This is a genomic window from Paenibacillus sp. VMFN-D1 (assembly GCF_003386155.1).
In the GTDB taxonomy this organism is placed as follows: domain Bacteria; phylum Bacillota; class Bacilli; order Paenibacillales; family Paenibacillaceae; genus Paenibacillus_AQ; species Paenibacillus_AQ favisporus.
Genome location: NZ_QRDU01000001.1, coordinates 1,548,126 through 1,567,822, shown reverse-complemented (window position 1 = coordinate 1,567,822; position 19,697 = coordinate 1,548,126). Strand labels below are relative to the sequence as shown.

The 19,697-nt window shown below is 54.0% G+C and carries 16 protein-coding genes; 12 read left to right on the top strand and 4 right to left on the bottom strand.

The features are described 5' to 3' along the window. Positions 1–117 precede the first annotated feature (117 nt). Positions 118–531 (top strand): nuclear transport factor 2 family protein, encoded by a 414-nt coding sequence (locus tag C7820_RS07375; protein WP_116230387.1) that lies wholly within the window; start codon positions 118–120, stop codon positions 529–531. Between the two features lie 74 nt (positions 532–605). Here the strand turns inward: C7820_RS07375 and C7820_RS07370 are convergent, their stop codons facing one another. From C7820_RS07370 to C7820_RS07355, 4 genes are all read right to left on the bottom strand, one after another. Continuing rightward, positions 606–983, bottom strand: a complete 378-nt coding sequence (locus C7820_RS07370; RefSeq protein WP_116230386.1) for a hypothetical protein — start codon at positions 981–983, stop codon at positions 606–608. Between the two features lie 208 nt (positions 984–1,191). Next, entirely contained in the window at positions 1,192–2,985 is a 1,794-nt protein-coding gene (gene cstA / locus C7820_RS07365) for a carbon starvation protein CstA (protein WP_116230385.1), read from the bottom strand. Between the two features lie 264 nt (positions 2,986–3,249). After that, complete coding sequence (locus tag C7820_RS07360) at positions 3,250–3,987, bottom strand: LytR/AlgR family response regulator transcription factor (RefSeq protein ID WP_116230384.1); 738 nt, start codon at positions 3,985–3,987, stop codon at positions 3,250–3,252. Next, the gene (locus C7820_RS07355) at positions 3,980–5,752 is read right to left on the bottom strand and encodes a sensor histidine kinase (protein ID WP_116230383.1); all 1,773 of its coding nucleotides are present in this window, start codon (positions 5,750–5,752) and stop codon (positions 3,980–3,982) included. The genes C7820_RS07360 and C7820_RS07355 overlap by 8 nt, the downstream gene beginning before the upstream one ends. A gap of 1,041 nt (positions 5,753–6,793) precedes the next feature. Between C7820_RS07355 and C7820_RS07350 the strand changes: the two genes are divergently transcribed. The 11 genes from C7820_RS07350 to C7820_RS07300 all read left to right on the top strand — a co-directional run bounded on the left by C7820_RS07350 (position 6,794) and on the right by C7820_RS07300 (position 19,681). Then, a complete protein-coding gene (locus C7820_RS07350) occupies positions 6,794–8,581 on the top strand; it encodes an ABC transporter substrate-binding protein (RefSeq protein WP_181908959.1) in 1,788 nt (595 codons plus the stop codon). A 175-nt stretch (positions 8,582–8,756) separates the two neighbouring features. After that, positions 8,757–9,596: an AraC family transcriptional regulator gene (locus C7820_RS07345; RefSeq protein WP_116230381.1), complete on the top strand. Its 840-nt coding sequence runs from the start codon at positions 8,757–8,759 to the stop codon at positions 9,594–9,596. A 253-nt stretch (positions 9,597–9,849) separates the two neighbouring features. After that, positions 9,850–11,823: an ABC transporter substrate-binding protein gene (locus C7820_RS07340; protein ID WP_116230380.1), complete on the top strand. Its 1,974-nt coding sequence runs from the start codon at positions 9,850–9,852 to the stop codon at positions 11,821–11,823. A 39-nt stretch (positions 11,824–11,862) separates the two neighbouring features. Next, positions 11,863–12,864, top strand: a complete 1,002-nt coding sequence (locus tag C7820_RS07335) for an ABC transporter permease (protein ID WP_076165307.1) — start codon at positions 11,863–11,865, stop codon at positions 12,862–12,864. Positions 12,865–12,867: 3 nt separating this feature from the next. Beyond that, a complete protein-coding gene (locus C7820_RS07330) occupies positions 12,868–13,722 on the top strand; it encodes an ABC transporter permease (RefSeq protein WP_116230379.1) in 855 nt (284 codons plus the stop codon). Between the two features lie 24 nt (positions 13,723–13,746). Next, positions 13,747–14,745: an ABC transporter ATP-binding protein gene (locus C7820_RS07325; RefSeq protein ID WP_116230378.1), complete on the top strand. Its 999-nt coding sequence runs from the start codon at positions 13,747–13,749 to the stop codon at positions 14,743–14,745. After that, a complete protein-coding gene (locus C7820_RS07320; RefSeq protein WP_220376643.1) occupies positions 14,742–15,854 on the top strand; it encodes an oligopeptide/dipeptide ABC transporter ATP-binding protein in 1,113 nt (370 codons plus the stop codon). Before C7820_RS07325 ends, C7820_RS07320 begins: the two co-directional genes overlap by 4 nt. Further along, positions 15,854–16,093 carry a hypothetical protein gene (locus C7820_RS07315; protein ID WP_076165300.1) on the top strand — a complete coding sequence of 80 codons (240 nt, stop codon included), beginning with the start codon at positions 15,854–15,856 and terminating at the stop codon, positions 16,091–16,093. The genes C7820_RS07320 and C7820_RS07315 overlap by 1 nt, the downstream gene beginning before the upstream one ends. Positions 16,094–16,631: 538 nt before the next feature. Next, a complete protein-coding gene (locus C7820_RS07310; RefSeq protein WP_147306261.1) occupies positions 16,632–16,955 on the top strand; it encodes a hypothetical protein in 324 nt (107 codons plus the stop codon). A gap of 223 nt (positions 16,956–17,178) precedes the next feature. Next, entirely contained in the window at positions 17,179–19,350 is a 2,172-nt protein-coding gene (locus C7820_RS07305; protein ID WP_116230376.1) for a PrsW family glutamic-type intramembrane protease, read from the top strand. Position 19,351: 1 nt separating this feature from the next. Next, complete coding sequence (locus C7820_RS07300; RefSeq protein WP_116230375.1) at positions 19,352–19,681, top strand: hypothetical protein; 330 nt, start codon at positions 19,352–19,354, stop codon at positions 19,679–19,681. Positions 19,682–19,697 lie beyond the last annotated feature (16 nt).

Genomic DNA, 19,697 nt, shown 5'->3' with positions numbered 1-19,697 from the left:
CTGACATTTTTTTAACTAACCTAATAATAATAGATTGACAGGTTAATTGAAAGAACATATCATACTAACCATAACAACCGCATTTTTGTGGTTAGTTCATATCGTGAGGTGGAGTCCATGTCTAATATCATTAAACCCCCGTTTAACCATGAGTCGGCGCTTGCCAAGGTAAAAGCTGCCGAGAACGCCTGGAATACAAGAAATCCGGATCTGGTGGCGATGGCTTATTCTCCCAACTCGGAGTGGAGGAATCGCACCGAGTTTTTTAAGGGAAGGGAGGCCATTCGGGATTTTTTGAAACGAAAGTGGGAAAAAGAACTGGATTACAAGCTCATGAAGGAGCTATGGTGTTACACGGACAATCGCATTTCGGTACGTTTCGAGTATGAATGGCGGGACGCTGACACGGGACAGTGGATGAGAACGCATGGGAATGAGCATTGGGAGTTTGATGAAGAAGGGCTGATGCGAAGACGGGATATGAGCGGCAACGATTATCCGATTCATGAATCGGACCGCAGGTACAGATGATTCTCGTTACAAGCAGCAAGGGCGCCAACCGAGTGGATGGACGCCCTTGCATAAGTATTCATGTCATTTATAAGTTAACGATTCAGCTCAGTAATATGAAGTGAAATCGAGTTTTCGTCAGAGCTTTCCAGTGCTTTTCTGTTCAGCAGCAGGTCTTGCAGGTAGGAAGATATTTTGGAGTCCAGTTCTGTAATAATGAGCGATTTCATGGTTTCAATGTCCTCATGTGCACAAAAGGTGTGGTTTGAAATCAGCCCGTTCGCATATGCCTTGGTATCGTCTTGGATCACACCGAGCTTTTCTTTATACACTCTCTTGACGTTGGCATCTTCTGATTTAATTTCGTAATAACGTCCGGTTTCCTTCAGGAGCTTCCATTCCTTGACGCAAACGACAAGCTGATCCTTATGCACAATGCCGGACACCTTAAATAAACGGATCGAGTTATTCATGTAGTTAATTACTTCCTTCTTCCTGTATGATCATGATTTCATGCAGCCTCAGAATGGCCGCTATACATATTATCACTCCTTGATATTGGAAGCAAATGCTAATTATTGGCTTGCCATGTCAGGGGATGATTCAAAAAAAGCCGCCAGGCCTTTAGTGGAGGACCTTGCGGCAGGTTGGTATGCAGATGAAAAATATTTTAGACGGATCTCACGGAATCAACGATCCCTGGTGTAATGTCGGCGAGCTTAACAGCTCCATCCATTTTTTGATGGCTGTGATTAAAATAATGACGCCCAAGATCAGCATAATGATCGAAAGCACACCATTGAGAACGTTATATCCCGAAGCTTGCGGATTCAAGTACACATGACGTACCATCCAATATCCTGCGTAGTTCACCGTGACATATAGATACGCAAGCGGTATGATGCACGTCAGAGCGTAGATCGGCTTATCCGCGATTTTCAAAATAACGGTTGCTCCGATAATTAAGCCAATGGAAGCCATGAGCTGATTGGAGACGCCGAACAAGGCCCATACCGAGCTGATATCACCGGAAAAGAGCAAGTATCCCCACATGAAGCAGGCGAGTGCACTCGCAAAAATATTGCCGGGCAGCCAATCGGTCCGCTTCAGCGGTTTATAGAGCTCGCCGAAAAAGTCCTGGATCAGATAACGGGAGACGCGGGTCCCGGAATCAATCGCCGTCAGTATGAACACCGCCTCAAACATGATGACGAACTGGAAGAAAAACGGTGCCAGATGGCTGAACCACGGAATTTTTGTGAAAATATACGACATGCCGACCGCAAGTGTGACCGCTCCACCGGTTCGGCCTTCCAGATCCATTCCGATTTCCTTGCTGAGCTGCGGAAGGTTCTCCACATGCATCCCAAGCGTCTGGAACACGGCCGGGGCGGAATTGATGGCGAAATAGTCGGCTGGGTGCAGCGCTGTAGCGGCGATCAGTGCCATGATGCCGACCACGCATTCGACGAGCATCGCTCCGAAGCCGATAACCTTGATATCGGTCCATTGATTGATCATTTTCGGCGTCGTTCCGGAGCCGACGAACGCGTGAAAACCGGAAATGGCACCGCAGGCGATCGTAATCGAAATGAATGGCCAGACCGGACCAGCGATGACTGGTCCTCCGCCGCCGGCGAATTCGGTAAAAGCCGGAAAGCGAATCACCGGGTTAATGACAAACACACCGGCAATAAGGGCAACGAACACGCCGATTTTCATGAAGCTGCTCAGATAGTCCCGGGGAGCGAGCAGAAGCCATACCGGCAGCGCCGCTGCAAAGAAAGCATAAATCGGCAGAATCACGGCCAGCGTCTTGGCATCCAACGTCAGCCATTGGGCGAAGGCCGTTTCCTGAATATAAGGACCGGCAAATACGCCGATCATGAGCAGAATAAATCCTGCGGTGGTCGCGGTCTTCAGCTTGCCGGTTTTTTTGTAGTACAGGCCGACGCCCATGGCGATCGGAATCGTAATGCCGACGGCGAAGGTACCCCAAGGATTGTTTTCGAGCGCATGAAGCACGACCATGGACAAGCCCGCCATCGTAATAATGATAATGAACAGCATGGCCAGACCTGTGCAAAAGCCGGCGACCGGTCCAAGCTCTTCCTTGGCAACTTCGGACAGCGACTTGCCTTGCTTGCGCATGGACGCGTACAGCACGACCGCATCATGAACCGCACCGCCGATAACGGCTCCGATCAGCAGCCACAAGAGGCCGGGCAAGTAGCCGAACTGGGCGGCCAGGATCGGCCCGACCAGCGGCCCCGCGGCGGCAATCGCGGCGAAGTGATGGCCGAAGGTGACCCATTTGTTCGTTGGTACGTAGTCCTTGCCGTCCTCGAGGGCATGGGCCGGCGTAGGCGTGCTGTTGCTGAGCTTCAGCACCTTGGCGGCCATGAACGTCCCATACAGGCGGTAGGCGATCATGAGAATACAGATGGATGCTATGACGATTGTAACCGCATTCATTTTTGGAGTTCCTCCTTTATTCACACCCCGCTAGTAACGGGTGAAGAGATTTTATCCGTACTATACCTGATGAAAACCGATTCAAGGTGTTTTCAGGCCGAAAAGTCGGGAGGAAAGGATGAACGGCCAAAAGAAGGCGGTGAATGGCAGGCAGCTGTATTTCGGGTGAGCCCCCACAGGATAAGCCAGACAGGAAGGGGCTGCCGGCCATCTGCCGCCGGTAAAGGAATGATCTCAGATAGACGGTGAATTATTGATTCTCAGCTACAATCCGAGCAGCTGCTTCAGTTCCTTGGTGAAGGATCGGCTGACGGGAACCTTGGATTCGTCTTTCATGACGAGAATACAGGCGGAGTTGAACCACGGCTGAATTTCGGTGACCGCGTTCAAGTTCGCCAGGTACGACCGGTGCACCCGGACGACGGAAGTTCCGGCCAGCCGGCGCTCCAGATTGACCAGCGGCTCATTCAGCTTGTATCGGTCACCTGTCGTGACCAGCTCGCTCTTGCCGTCCTCGGATGCCACGTAGACAATGTTGTCGATATCAATAAGCAGGATCCGCTCTTCCGCGCTGATCGCCAGCTTACCTGTACGATCGGGTCCCAGCGGGGGAGAAGGGGCTGCCCTTTTCTCGCGGGCGGAGCGGAGCTTCATGACTTTGTCGACGGTTTTCCGCACCCGTTCTTCCTCGAACGGCTTCAAAATATAGTCCAAGGCGTTGACTTCAAACGCCTGCAGCGCATACTCATCGTAAGCCGTGGCAAAGACGATTTCCGGAACCTGCTCCAGAACCGAGAGCTGCTTGGCCAGCTCCATGCCGTTATCCTCCGCCAGCTGGATGTCAAGAAACACGACGTCCGGCGCCATCTCCGCAATCGATTGCAGCGCCGTCTCCAGCGAATCGGCCTCTCCAACAATATGAACCTGTCTGGTACGGCCGAGCAGATAAGCCAGTTCGTCCCGGGCGAGCGGCTCATCGTCGACAATGAATCCTTTAAGCATGCATTTCCCTCCTATGTGCAAGATGCAAAGGCAGCGTAATCACGACTCGGGTTCCGGGAGTATGGGCATCGCTTTCAATTTGGAACGAGCCCTCGCTGCCATAGATCTCCGCGATCCGCTTACGGATATTATGCAGCGCCGTGCCGGTTCCGTCTTCTGAATGAACGGCCTGCTCACCAAGTCGGTCCAGCAGGTCCGGCGAGATTCCTTTGCCGTTATCTGCAGTGACAATCATGACTTCATGGCCTTTCTGGCTCGCGGCAATACATACGTTCCCTTTATGGTGGGGACCGAGTCCATGGAAGGCATGGCGCACGGCATTTTCGACCAAGGGCTGCAGCGTAAACGGTGGTATCTCCAAATTCGCAAGCTCCGGCTCGATATCGAATGTCATCTCGAATTTATCAGGGAAGCGCGCCTTCTCCAACGTCAAGTAGGCTTCCACATGCCTCAGCTCCTGGCTGAGCGGGATCAGAATCTGCCGTGCGCCATGAAGGTTGCTGCGGAAAAAGACTCCGAGCTGAATGAGCAGCTCCCGTGCTTTGTCCGGATCGGTCCGGCACAGCGCTGAAATGGTATTGATCGCGTTAAACAGAAAATGGGGATGCACCTGCGCCTGGAGCGCTTTGACTTCGGCATCCTTCAGCAGCCTGCTCTGCATCTCCGCCTCGGCCAGCTCGAGCTGCGTGGAGAACAAGCGGCCAAGGCCTTCCGCCATTTCCCGCTGAACACGGTCCAGCCTGTCCGGGTTCGTATAATAAAGCTTCAGCGTCCCGACCGTGCCGCTCCGCACCTGCAGCGGAAGCACGATCGCAGCCTGCAGGCTGCAGCCATCATGGAAGCATTGAATGTCTTCTTTCGATGTCGCAACAGACATTCGTCCTTGTTCCAGTACGGACCGGGTAAGCTGGGTCGCCAGGCTGTGGAGCGGGACATGATGGTCCGAGCCGGCACCTACATGCGTAAGCACCTGCTCCCGATCCGTGATCGAGATCGCATCCGCATCGGTGGCCTCCAGAATGACGCTTGCCGCTTCCCGGCACGATGCCGGGTTCAGGCCCTGACGGAAAAAGGGCAGCGTCCGGTCGGCAATATGAAGCACCTGGTTCGTCTGGAGGGCGCGAGTCCGCTCCTCCTCCTGCAGGATAGACTGGATGATCAGCATAAACATCAGGGTGCCGAATCCGTTCATGACGATCATCGGCAGGGCGATGACCGAAACCAATTGAACTGCAGCGTCGAAAGGGCGGGCTATCAGCAAAATAATCCCCATCTGTACGCATTCCATCAAGATTCCGATGGCAACCGCACGCCATGGCGCGCCGGGATCGGACCTCCGGAACCGCCTGCCGATCCAGCCGGTGACCAAACCTGCCAGTATGGTAGATATAGAGCAGGCGGCAGCGGTATATCCGCCAAGCGTCAGCCGATGAAGACCGGCGATCAGCCCGGCCCCAAGTCCGACCAGCGGTCCGCCAAGCAAGCCGCCGATGGCCACGCCCATAATCCGCGTATTGGCCAGTGCACTGTCAACCTGCACGCCGGCCTGCCAGATTTCGGAGCCGATGGCACCTCCATGAATTTCTACACCGGTATAGTTACTGATCATGCCGAACACGCCGAAAATGACGATCAGCAGCAGCTTGGCGGGAAGCCGATCCTCGTGATGCAGCGTCTGACGGAACGACGTCATCCTGGACAGCAGAAAGGCGACGATAATCAGGATGCCGACTCTTTCCAGCATAAGAGGCAATAAATAGAACATGTCAGTATCATCCTCCGCAATCGTTCGTTGTTCGTTGATTTACCCGCGGAGCTAGTATAATCGGAAATTGCAGCGTTTTCAATCGGTGCTGTTTCGACAGATTGCCCCAATCATTTAACGGCATGAACGACATAGAGGGACATCAGCGGATGTCGAACCTATGAACATTTTGCGATTACCCAAGAAATAATTTGATCGTTCGGCGGATTTCCCGTTTGGGCAGAGCTTCATTAGGTAGGGCATCATCATCCCATTTGCCACCGCTTAAGCGAAGAAGAACATGAAGCCTAGGCGGCATATGGAGTAGTCAGGGCAACCAGCAAGCGCAACATCTCACCGAACTTCACCGTCTGACCTAAATGGGGCTGGCTTAAGTTGAAGCTTACCGGTATTTCCCCTAAAGTCGTCCAAGACATTTGTACCCTAGGGGCGTTTGTTATTGTGTGTGAACCAGCGGCGTCATGAATTCAGCCTGCTCCAGCTGCAGAGAGAACGAATCCCAATACATTAGCGCGAGAACTCCAAGTGATCTTTGGCATACAAGATGATGTTTGAATCCATCAATCGGGTAGCGCCATTGGCTGTGTAGATCACCAAGATGCTCAAAGTCCACAGCAGCAGGCCTACGGCCTAGCTCGGCTCAGCGTTCGAAGGTCATCAGCAGAAACCCGGTTGTATAGAGAATCCACGGTCGGTGAATGACCGGTTTCCAGGGAAATGAACGGTATAGGGGAGAACATCAATTCCGCGTACATAGACATGACGAGCGAAGATTATGTAAGATCATACATAGAAGGGCAGCGCCAGTTCTTTCATTTCCTCCGGAGCCGGGATGGCGACGGATACAAGAAAGCATCAAGTAAGAAGCGTTCCATAAGATAGTAGGTGACCGGACCTTGCCGGGGCTCTGCCGAAAACATGTTTCATTACCTCCTCTTTACGTTTCATACAAGTCAAATTATAATTTTGAAAAAGGCGAAGGGAAAGGCGAAATCTTCAAGTGAACATTTCACCTTTTCATGGCAAAGGAGGGGAATTCATATGGACGTTGTCCATTACTACAATAAACTGAATCAACACTTTACTTCCGAGCCCCGTGGCTCCTCGATCCAGGTGACGATGCAGGAGCTGGAGGACATATGGGAATGCACCCGGCGAAATGCACAGCTGCTCGTGCAGAAAATGAAGGAACTGGGGCTTATTGATTGGCAGAGCGGATTGGGCCGGGGCAATACGTCGCGGCTCGTCCTTGTTGCCGATGCACAGGAGCTGCTGCTGGACAAAGCCAAAGAACTGGCTTTAAAAGGACATGTCGGCGAAGCGTTCGGGCTGCTGCATGCGCATACGGACCCCCTGGCCGAATCCCAATTTTCCGATTGGCTGGCCGGGCAGTTTGGTGCGCAGAAGGCTTCCGATCATAAGGACATCCTCCGTTTCCCGTTTTACCGGCCGGTGCCCGATCTCGAGCCGCTGTTCGTCATTCGCCGCACGGAGACCCACCTGATTCGACAGATTTTGAACACGCTGGTGGAGTTCGACACGGCCGGTCATGTGATCAAGCCGGGGCTCGCCCATTACTGGGAATCGGATCGCGAGTACACCGAATGGACCTTTTATTTGCGTAAAGGCGTACTGTTTCATCACGGGAAGGTGATGACGGCCGAAGACGTTCAATATACGTTCCAGCGCTTTGGGCAGCTGAATCCGCCGGACTGGTTCATGGCGAATGTGGCAAGGGTTGAGGTCCTCAGCGATATCAGCGTACGTTTTCACCTAAGCGAATCTAATGCCCTGTTTCTGCATCTACTAGCTTCGGAACGCTTCTCCATCGTACCTAAGGATCTGGACCGCATTGCGGCGACCCGGGATATACGGCGGATGCCGGTAGGTACAGGCCCATTTGTCATGAAGGAGAACAGCGATAACGGCATGATCCTCGAAGCGAATGAGCGGTATTTCCAGGGCCGGCCGATGATGGACCGCATCGAGATTTGGGTTTGGCCGAACTATTTGGAGCATCTGAAGCCCGACAGACTTCAGGAACGTGACACGCAGGTGCTCTATTTTGAACCGACAGGTAAGAAGAAAACGGGCACTTTGCTGACCCGACTCGAAGAGGGTAGTACTTATCTGACTTTTAATCTGTCGAGGGACGGAATACTTCATGACGTTAAGCTTCGGGAGGCAATTCATTTAGCTATTAACCGTGAACAGATGGTCAAGGAGCTGGGAGGAAAGAGAGAACAGCCCTCCTCGGGCTTTAATCCGTATGACCATGACGAGGCGTACGGGCGGGGCGGGGAATTGATGCTCGCGAGAGCCTGCCTGGCCGAATCCGCCTACCGCGGAGAAACGCTGACCCTGTACACTTACGAAATGACCAGTTACGAGCTGGATACCGAATGGATCCGTCGGGCCTGCGAAGACATCGGGGTGAAAGTGGAAGTCCATGTGATGCCGATCCGAGAGCTCACGGATCCATCCGTCTTGAAACAAGCCGATATGATTTATGCCGGAGAGGTACTCGGTAACGAACCTTCCGTGTCTTTGATCGAAATGTACCGTTCCCATTACGGATATATCCGCAACCACTTGGACGAAGCCGCGAGGGATGGGGTAGACCGGGCGCTGTCCGAGGTTCTGGCAGAACCGGATTACACCGTAAGAAGGATTTTGCTGAGGCGGATTGAGGATCAGTTAAAAAGAGACCATCATCTGTTATTTATGTACCACAGCATCCACATCATCGGACATGATCAATCCTTAGGCGGTATTACCTTGGATACCTGGGGTAAAATCAACTACAAAGATGTGTGGGTCAAGCGCTGAGGTTGCAGGTGCATGCAAGGCGTGACGGGCGTCAATGCATGTAGAGAACCCTTTTTCAAAGCTGGCAGGGGCCATTCGTCCCCATACTTCCGCCTGACATACAGTCTTAAGGGTATGTGTTATCGTAAGGCTACCGTTTTCAACCAATTTCATTCGAAAAGGATAGGGATCGCTGATGGATATCGGATTTATGGACAGCATCGTGTATTTTCATACGAATCCGAGCGACAAGGATCAGAAGGAGGGCTTATTTCTATCCCACTCCCACCCATCCGCGGAGATTACCCTCCTCGTAAGGGGAGAGGGTTATTATGCCGCTGGGGAACAGAACGTTGAAGCACATCCGGGGGATCTACTGTTCATTCCGCCGGATCTGAAGCACAGCTACGTCTGTGTCAAAGCCTGGGAAGGCTATTCACTTCACATCTATGATCAGAACCTTCCGCCATACTGCCAGTACTTGTTGTCGCATGCGTTTTCGCAGCGTCCGGGTCCGATCCTGAAAGCGTCTTTGACCCCTGGCGCCGCGGAGCGCGCGTTAGCCGGCATGCGCCAGATTGAGGAAGAATGCAGGCGGGAAGAGAAGACCGAATATTCCTACGATTTGCTGCGCAATGCTCTGGAGACACTGCTGCTCGCTTATCATACGGGAACTTGCGACCAAGCGGCTGAAGCCCTCTCGGAGCATCCTGAAGAGCAAATGATTCAGGAAGCGCTGAAGGAAATTCACCAGAATTACCATACATCGCTGAAGGTGTCGGATCTGGCGGCGAACCACTATTTGTCGGAAAGCATTTTCCGCAAAAAATTTACCGACCGCATCGGCATGTCACCTAAACAGTACATTATTTCCTTGCGAATTGACGAAGCCAAGCGGCTGCTGCACACCTCGCGCAAGCCCGTTGAATTTATCGCCTCCGAAGTCGGCTTCAGCTCGTCCAGCCGTTTTCATGACTTGTTCGTCAAGCATGTGGGCATGACGCCGATGGAATGGAGGCGCAGCGGGGAAAGTTAATGCTGTAAATAACTCGGAAGGTCCTTGTCCAAAGGGCCTTTTTGCTGTTAACAGGGGCTGTGCCAGCCGTTTGCTGGCATCTGGTAAAGAATGAATATAAAAGTTTTCGACCGTCGAAAACGAAACGATTCTATACATTTTCGGGAGAGTATGTAAGCGTTTTTATGAACTTGATTTTGAAATCGTTCGCTATAATAGTGAATACTCCAGGAGCCAATCTTCTGGAGAAGATAACCTAGACGGGAGGAACTGCATGAACGTCTTGAGCGGACGCAAAAGATTATCAGGCCTTTGTTTAAGCATTGTGCTCGGAGCCGTAATGATCGTCTCAGGCTGCGGCACCTCAGCTCCCGGCCTGGTCGACCGGCTCAGCGCCGGCGAAGTGAAAGATATGCAGCAGCCGGTTCCGGATGCGCAGATCAAGTACAACAAGGACAAGATTTTCCACGTCTTGGGCGGATGGCCCAAGCCCCCGCTGTACCAAGGCAACCCGTTCGGCTCCGGAGGAACCGGGGATACGAACAACCGCTACATGTTTGAGGGCCTCTTCTTCTTTATCCGGTCAATGAACAATGTGTACAACCGGCTGGCGGAATCCTCCGAGGATACCGAGCAAACGACGACCGTACATCTGCATCAGAACGTAAAGTGGCATGACGGCGCCCCTTTTACCAGTAAAGATGTATGGGCGTACTACCGGCTGAACAACGGGGCCGAAGTGACGAAGTATTTGACTTCGATCGAAACCCCCGATGACTACACCGTTGTTTTTCACTGGATGAACCCTGCGCCGTATCCTGAACTTAGAAAGCTGCTCCTCGCCCAGGATCTCCAGGGCCAAATCCCTTACCACATCTACAAGAAATACGTGGATAAGGCCGATGCTTTGCTGAAAGAAGCGAAACCGCTTACAGACAAATCCAAGGACGGACCGTTCAACTTGGATATTACGGATGAGCTCAGCAAAAAAATCGCCCTGAACTGGAATGAATTCACCCGTGCGGGCCCGAAAATTCCGGTCGGCACCGGACCGTATAAGTTTGAAAAAGTGACGACGACCGATATGCTGTTGGATAAGTTTGAAGATTACTGGAGACCCGATGCGGTCCATTTTGACAAGATCTGGATCAAAAACGTACCGGAGCTCTCGGCCCAATACGCTCTCGTCAAGGCCGGCAAGCTCGACTGGTACGACGGCACCCCGCCGAAGGACATCCTGGAATCGCTGCTGAAGCAGAACAAAGATCTGGTTCACTACCGGATGTATGATCCGGCGAGCGTGGGGCTGATGTACAACATCCGCAACAAGCCGTTCGACAATCTCAAATTCCGGCAGGCGCTGACTTATGTGCTGGATAAGAAAAAGCTGCGTGAAATCGGCAACTTTTACGGCCAGGAATACCCGAAAATATCGATGACGGGCATCATGCCTTCGTCACTCGAAAAAGAAGTCGACAAATCCGTCCTTGATCAGATGACCGATTATACGACGAACCTGGATAAGGCGGCCGAGCTGCTGAAGGAGATCGGCTGGACCAAAGGATCCGATGGTTTATGGCGCGATCCTGACGGTAAGGTGCCTTCCTTCATCATCGGTGCGCCGAACAACTGGGCACCCGGCGTGAACTCGGCGCAGATCGCCGCGGAGCAGTTCACCAAATTCGGCATTCCGACGAAGCTGAAGGCTGTGGACAGCACCATCTACTTCTCCAACGCCGACAAGGGACAATACGATATGTCCATGGACTGGGTTGACGTGTCCTGGGGCTTCCAGAATCCGTGGAGCTCGATGCGGGTGCTGTTCTGGCAGGGAACGAAAACGAAGGTCGGCTTCCCGAACGTCAAGAAGAAAGACGCGGACGGCAACGAAGTCGATACCGGCAAACTCGATCTGAAGCTGAAGGGCATTGACGGGAAAGTATACGATATCGACAAGGAAATGAAACGGTTCCCTTATGTTCAGGACGAACAGGAGCGGCGCAAAATCATCGACAACCTGGCCTGGATCGCCAACGAAAACTGCTGGGGCGTGAACTTCTTCCAGAACGCCACAGGCGCCTGGCTGAATACCAAAACGATGTCCGGGAACTTCCCGATGATGGACCAAATCGTTCAATACAACCGGGATATGCCGCTCGCTACCGATCCGGATGAGCAGCTGGCCATCACCCACCTGAACCACGGCTTCAACTCAACGTACATGCCGGAAGAGTATTGGCCGAGATAACGGCCGCACAAGCCGGATAAACACTTGGAGGTGACAGGAATGAGCCTGAAAGGGGTCTTAAAAAGAATCGGTGTTTCCCTGATCACGGTCTTCCTCGCGATGCTGCTTACGTTTTTCCTGCTGCGGATGACGCCCGGCAGTGCGATCGATACGTGGGCGAGGGACTTTGCCACTCAGCGCGGGATGAGTCTCGAGGAAGCATACCGCCAGATTACGGCCATGATCAATTATAATCCGAAAGAGCCGATCTTCACCCAGCTGGGACGGTACCTGGGAGGGCTGCTGCACGGCAATCTGGGCATGTCCATGATCTATCAGAACGTTTCGGTAAACGAAATTATCGCCAACGCGCTGCCATGGACGCTGTTTGTGCTCAGCGTGTCGCTCGTCATCAGCTTCTTGATCGGCATTAACCTGGGTGCCATGATGGCGTTCAAGCGTAAGACGGTCCTGGATCCGATCATTTCGATCTATGCGATCCTAACGTCTTCGGTGCCTAACTTTATCGTCGGCATCCTGCTGCTCGTTATTTTCGCCTTTCAATTCGGCTGGTTCCCGGTCAACGGGGCTTATGACCCGATCGTGGAGCCCGGCTTCAACCTTCCGTTCATTCTAAACGTGCTGTATCACGGCGCGCTGCCGATTCTGACCTACGTCATTACGACGATCGGCACATGGGCGCTGACGATGAAGGGGAGCGCGGTCAACGTGCTGGGTGAGGATTATATCGTCGCCGCCAGCATCCGCGGGGTCTCCGAACGGACGCTGATGAGCCGTTACGTCAAGCGCAACGCCATGCTGCCGCTGATTACGACGCTGGCCGTCAATTTCGGCTTTATGCTCGGCGGATCGCCGCTGATCGAAAATGTGTTCAGTTATCCCGGTATGGGCTATTACATCGGGCAGGCAACACAGCAGCGCGACTATACTTTGATGCAGGGCTTGCTGCTCGTGACCAGCATCGCGGTCATTCTGGCCAACCTGGCCTCGGACCTCATTTATGCCAAGCTGGATCCGCGCGTCAAGCTGGAGGAGGGCTGACGGATGAGTCAAGGATTTATCGATTTCTGGCAGACGATATACCGCAACAAGAAAGCGTTCTCAGGTATGATTATCCTGGCGATCTTCATCTTTATGGCCATCTTCGGGCCTATGATGGCCTCGCTGGACATGACCGTCAACTTCGACGGCCGGTATAAGAGTCCGTCCTTCGCCCACTGGCTTGGCACCGACTACGGCGGCAGGGATACATTCCTGCAGCTGGTGTACGGTTCCCGGGACGTGCTGTCGATCGGGCTGTTCGCCGCCCTGTTTACGCTGGTGCTCGGATTCGTGATTGGGGCGGTATCCGGCTTTGTCGGAGGCAAAACCGACACGGTGCTGATGTTCATCACCAACCTGTTTCTGACCGTTCCGAGCTTTCCCGTGCTGATGATCGTTGCCGCGCTCGTGCAGATCAAGAATCCGGTCATGTTCTCCTTTATTCTGGCGGCATGGTCATGGGCGCCGCTCGCCAGGGCGATCCGCTCCCAGCTGCTGTCGCTCAAAAACCGCGAATTTATTATCGCCTGCCGGATTATGGGCCTGAAAACGCCCTATATCTTGTTCCGGGAGATTCTGCCGAACCTGACGCCGTATCTGGCGATCAACTTTATTATGGCGGCCCAAGGGGCCATCGTTGCCAGCGTCGGTCTGATGATGCTCGGTCTTGCCCCATATTCCCCGACCAACTGGGGGATGATGATCCAGCTGGCCGTACAGAACACCGGCGGCATCTTCAACCCCAAAGGCTATATCTACCTGATCTCGCCGATCATGTGCCTGGGGCTGTTCCAAATGGCCTGCATCTTTTTCAGCAACGGGCTGGAAGAGGCGCTGAATCCGAGACTGAGATCGTAAGGGCCGGCGATGAAGGAGGAGAAAATGATGGAACCATTGGTCGAAGTGAGGGGGCTGACGATCGAATTCCCGATGCGCGCAGGTCTGCTGCGGGCTGTCAATGAAGCGGATTTTGTCATCCCCAAGGGACAGATCACGGCCCTGGTCGGGGAGAGCGGAAGCGGCAAATCCACGATGGCATCCGCCATCATGCGGGCGATTTCGGTTCCCGGACGCGTTGCCGGCGGATCGATTACGTTTGATGGCCGCGATGTGATGAGCCTGGGTAAAAAAGAACTGCAGGCATACAAATGGGAGCAAGTGTCGATGGTGTTTCAGGCGGCGCAGAACGCGCTGAATCCCGTCGCCCGGATCAAGGATCAGATCATCGAGACGTTTCGGGCCCATTCCAAATCGTATACGGAGAAGCAGATGGTGGATAAAGCGCGGAATCTGCTCGATTATGTCCGGCTTGATCCGGACCGGGTACTGAATTCGTTTCCCCATGAGCTCTCGGGCGGGATGAAGCAGCGGGTTATGATCGCCTTCAGCCTGCTGCTCGATCCGCAGCTCGTCATCCTCGATGAGCCGACGACTGCGCTGGACGTGATCACTCAAGCTTATATATTCGATATTTTGAAAAAGATCCACAAAGACATGAATATTACCATGCTGCTCCTGACCCACGATATCGGCGTCGTCGCCAAAGCCGCCGACCGGGTCGGTGTGATGTATGCAGGCAACGTCGTCGAAGCCGGCGACGTCTACGATATGTTCAAGCGGCCGAAACACCCCTATACCGCGAAGCTTATGAAAGCCGTTCCGAGCTTGTATGAAGACGTGTCGGAACGGAAGGGGATCCCCGGATCTCCGCCGGATTTGCTCAACATGCCGCCGGGATGCCCGTTTCACCCGCGGTGCGAATATGCGCACGCGAAATGCAAGGAAGAGAATCCGATCAAGGTGTATACGCCCGCTGGGCATGAAGTCGCTTGTCATTTATATCCGAATCCCGAGTCGGTTGCGGAGGTGCGTACGTCATGAATGCCAGAAATATCGAATTTGAGGTAGAGCCCAGACAGCGGCTGCGGGAAGCGGCCAGAACGGAGAGTTCCGAGGTGCTGATGCGGCTCGACAGCGTAAGCATGTACTTTGAACGGAACCAGGGCATGTTTGGTCCCCCCCAGAAAGTGGGAGCTGTCGTCGATGTCAGCCTGGATATTCATCCCGGCGAAATCATCGCTCTGGTTGGCGAGAGCGGATGCGGAAAAACGACGCTCGGGAGCATCATTACGGGCCTGCAGAAGCCGACTTCAGGCAAGGTGCTGTACAAGGGACAGGAGATAACGAAGCTGAGCGGCGAAAAAGCGAACCAATTCCGCGGCGACGTTCAGCTGGTGCAGCAGGATTCCTACGCCGCGCTGAACCCGATGCGAACCATTTACCAATCGCTGTCGGCTCCCATCCTGCAGCGTAAAATCGTCCGCGGCCGCAAGGCGGCCCGGGCGCGGGTCATCGAGCTGCTGCAGACCGTCGGCCTGACGCCGCCGGAACGCTTCCTCGATAAATACCCGCACCAGCTGTCAGGCGGCCAGCGCCAGCGGATTCTGATGGCCCGCGCCATCTCGCTGAATCCGAAGATCATCGTGGCCGACGAGCCCGTCTCCATGATCGACGTGTCGCTGCGCATCTCGATCCTGAACCTGATGTCGGAGCTGAACCGCAAGCTGGACATCGCCATCATCTATATTACGCACGACCTGGCAACGGCCCGCTACATCGCCGGAAGGGGCCGCATGGCCGTCATGTATCTCGGACGTGTGATGGAGCTGGGCGGGGTCAACGATGTCCTCAGCCATCCGAAGCATCCTTATTTGCAGGCGCTGCTGTCCGCCGTTCCGACGCCCGATCCCGAAATCGCCAAAGCGATGGCGGAGCTGCCGCTGCGCAGTCTGGAGATGCCGAACGCGGCCAAACCGCCGTCTGGCTGCCGCTTCCATCCGCGGTGCCCGATGGCCACGGACCGCTGCTCCTCGGAAGAGCCCCAGCTCCGCTTGGTGGGCTCGGAGCAGACGGCTTGTCATTACGCGGAGGAGGCGCATGAGCTGTGGCAGCGCAAGATGGCTGACATCGGCGCCATCAAAAGCGTGTGATGGGCGACTTCGGAGCACTGTCCAGAATCGTTCTTTCGATGTCACTAGTCCTGCTGCTGCTCTGTTTCGTCTCCCTGACGGCGGTAAAGCCAGGCACAGGGCCGTATGTCGTGGTTGTTCTGTCGGTCTGGATCAATATCATTCTCTCCGGCTGCATCATCCTCGTTTCCGTCTGGCGGAAAATGCGGGATGCCAAGCGCCGCAGGTTGGAAGAGGCGCAGGAGCCGGACGGGAAATGACTTTCGGACTTAAGGGACGGACACCCAATGATTAATGGCATGAATTAATTACCCAACCACCCTTAAAAAGCACGATTCCCGCTGTGGGGAGCGTGCTTTTCGGTTTCATAGGCACGATGTTAAAGGAAAAAGAGGATGTTACCATTTTTATTAAATTACGTTAACTATAAACATCATTAATAAATGTTCATCCCCGCTATGACCCGGCAGAGTCTTGCCCCGCATAAACAGGTTAATAACAAGTTGAAATCCTACTTAACTGATCCTTCGGGAGTATCCGCGTCCAACAATGTAAAATTTCTATTTCGCATCGGGTCAAACCCCGTAACTCTTGCCCGTATACTCACGTCGTTAATATAAACACACGTATATTCAAGCCGTAGCGGGAAGGAGCAGGAAGTTGGAAAAGGAAAGCAGACGGCTTCTTTTTATACTGATCAGTGCAATGTCTGTTACAGCCTTGGTCGTACTGGTGATTTTGAGTGCAGGCCTTTTTTTGGACCGAAACCTGCGCTCAAGTACGTTGCAGGAGGCGAGGGTGCTTCTTCGAAGCGAGCTTCGTTTTCCTGATGAAGATCAGATTCGCTCGGTCCAGGTGTATGACGATAAATTTATGGAACCAGAGATTCGAATCCGTTACCCGAATGGATTACGCTTGTCCGTCACCCGGCTGCGAAGTCCGTCCCCTTATCCGGTTCTGTCACACCAGAAAGCCGTTCCATCCACGAAGGAGCTTCGCGATGACCAAACGGAGAAAGTGGTGTATCGTTTCGTGAAGGATGATTTTCTGTATACGCTGCACGGGGACGTCCCGGAGCAGGTTATTTCGGACACGGTCCTGCAGATCTTCAGAAACGAGTGAACTGGGGCGGATTGATTATAGGAGCTATGCACCACTCGCGCCGGTTAGCGGCGGCTTTTCGGCTGACCTTAGTCCCCTTGGAGGGGGAAAATGGTCCAGTTTTGGTTTACATCCCCATATTCACTGCCCAACCCAAGACGAATATAAGGTATATTGGGGAGGAAGCGGATCTTATATCTTCACAGCTCTTGTCACGACAGCCCCTCAGAATCAGGGTGATGCCATGAAGGAGGAGATTGAAACGGATACGATCTGGAACATCCGAAACGGAATCAGGGATATCGCCGAAGGGGTGTATCGGTGGGTGCAGGAAACGCTCCGGCGTCTCCCCTGGCTCAAAACCTTATATACGATATGGTGCTGGATATCCCTTTTGTTTTTTATCCTGGGCCTGTTCCTGTACCGGGATTCACGCACGATGCTCGTCCAGTATTTATGGTCTTTTTATGTCATGCTGCAGTTTTGGTTTCTTTGCCGGAGCAAAACATTTACCTGGAAGCAGGCGGGCATGTTTATGCTGCTTGGCATCTTTCTCGTCATCCCGGTCACGGCGCTGACGCTGCTCGCGGCTCACGGCCTGTTTGGTGGGGATACGAGGGACACCTGGTCCCAGGCCGTCTTGACCCCGATCTTCGAGGAAGTGTGGAAGCTGCTGCCGCTCGGTCTGTTTCTGCTCTTTTCACGGCGCGCCTCTTCCATGAGCCTTGCCGATTATACGCTGGCCGGAGCCGGGGCGGGCGTGGGCTTTCAATTGATGGAAGAGCTGACGCGACGCTGGCTGAACTCCGGTATCATCGGGCGGACGTACGGCTACAGTGTGACGATGCTTGGAGGAGAGACGATCCATTGGGATTTTTGGACCCTGTTCCCCGGCCGATTTGAAGAAAGCATCTTTCCGACCATCATGTCCGTCAGTCATCCTGTGCACACCGGCATGATAACCTTAGGGCTCGGTTTGGCCGTGCGTTTGCGCAAGCGGCTGAGCGACGCCATTTTCGCCCTGCCTGCACTGCTGCTCGTCTGGTCGATCATCGATCACGCAGCTTATAACGGTCAGGGCTCACTGCCGGACTGGTTTATGAAAATCAGCGACTTGACGGGGAGCGGATACCGGACGAAAGGCGTGTTCCTCCTGATGCTCGCAATTGGGCTCGTCCTGGATTACGTCTCGTTGAATCGGGTGAAAAGCCGGCTGCCGAGAATGGAAGGCGAAGGTTGGATCAACCCGGTGTCAGAGCTGTGGTATATGCTGGAGTCTCTCTTGACCCGCAGGGAACGGCTGGCGAGCGTCATGTCCTGGACCCGGGAACGCAGGGAGCTGGGCTTCTCGCTCCTATACGGCAATCAGGAAGCCGCCGCGCTGCAGGGTGACCTGCAGACGAGGATGCTGAAGCACTTCCGAGCCGCCGCCGGTGTAACCGCGGTCCTGCTGGTGGTCACTGGGCTGGCGGGCTTCGCCGCTTATTTCCAGGCGCACGTCCATCCCGCCGATCCGGCTTGCTTCTCATGCATGTTCGATTCGCTGCAGAACTGGTGGGACCGCCTCGGTTTCTGGGAAAAAAGCGCCATCGTGCTCGGAGCATTCGCTCTGTCGTTAATGTTCGTCAGCTTCTGGCCGGCGCTCGGTATTGCCTTAACGGCGGCGAGCATACCGGCGAGCGGCCACGAAATCGCCAAGGATATCCGCGATCCGAAAAGACTGCTCACACCCGAGAATGCGATCTCTACGCTGCTTGCGCTTGCGCTGAGCCGTGTTCCGTTCGGCAGGCTGGCCGAACGTTTCGGTAAAAAGGGCGGCAGCAGGCTGAAGGATTGGCTGGAGAAGCTGCTTAAACGGCGAAAGGAGCCGAAGCCGGAACCCGACCTGCCCAAGAAGCCGCATAAACCGGATGGGGAGGATCCACCGCCAAAGAAAGAGAAGGAACCCGAGGAACAGCCGCCGAAGAACGATGCAGATGATTACGTGCATTGGAGCAAAGCGAAGTACCGCGGGGTAGAGCTCCACGATGCCAAGAACGGAGCGCTTGGGGAGTTTGACGGCGTCGATCTGGAGAAGGGCATCTTCTATGAAGCCAAGTCGGCGCAAGGGCTCGACCGCATCCATCCAAAAACGGGCAAGCCGCAGCAGACGCCGCAGCAATTTACGGATAAGCAGTTGTACCAGAAAACCAAGGTGCGGATCAACAACCTGATGCAGAAGGCGGTTGGGACGCGAACAACGCCTGACGGAACGACGGAGATTCCGACGCTGGAGCAAATCAAAGGAATCCGGCATTTCGAGTTTCAGCTGGACGGGGATTCACCGGCTCTGCGGGCGGCCGCGGAGAACAGTTTGAATAAGCTTCGCCAGGAGTTTCCGGATTACACATTCAACATTCGATTTGGGGTGAAATAACATGTCAATCAGCGCCATTATTGTGGACCCGGAAGACGAATTTGAACGGTCCTATATGCTGCCGGTGGCGACGGAATCCTTTTTCCAGAAATATTGGGTGCCGGCGGTGGAAGAGTTGAACTTGCAGTGGGTCGCACTTTTCCAGGACGGTACGGACGTGGAGTCCGAGGACATCCCGGCTGTCTTGGGCGAAGTGTCCCAGCTTAAAGAATGGGCGCGAAGCCACATGCATGGGGACGACCTCGACCACATGTTACGCAGGCTCGAGCTGCTCGAGACGGAACTGCCGAAAGCGTACAGGCGCAGCGGAGCGGTTGTCTACATCGGTTAATATTGCCGGTTAACAT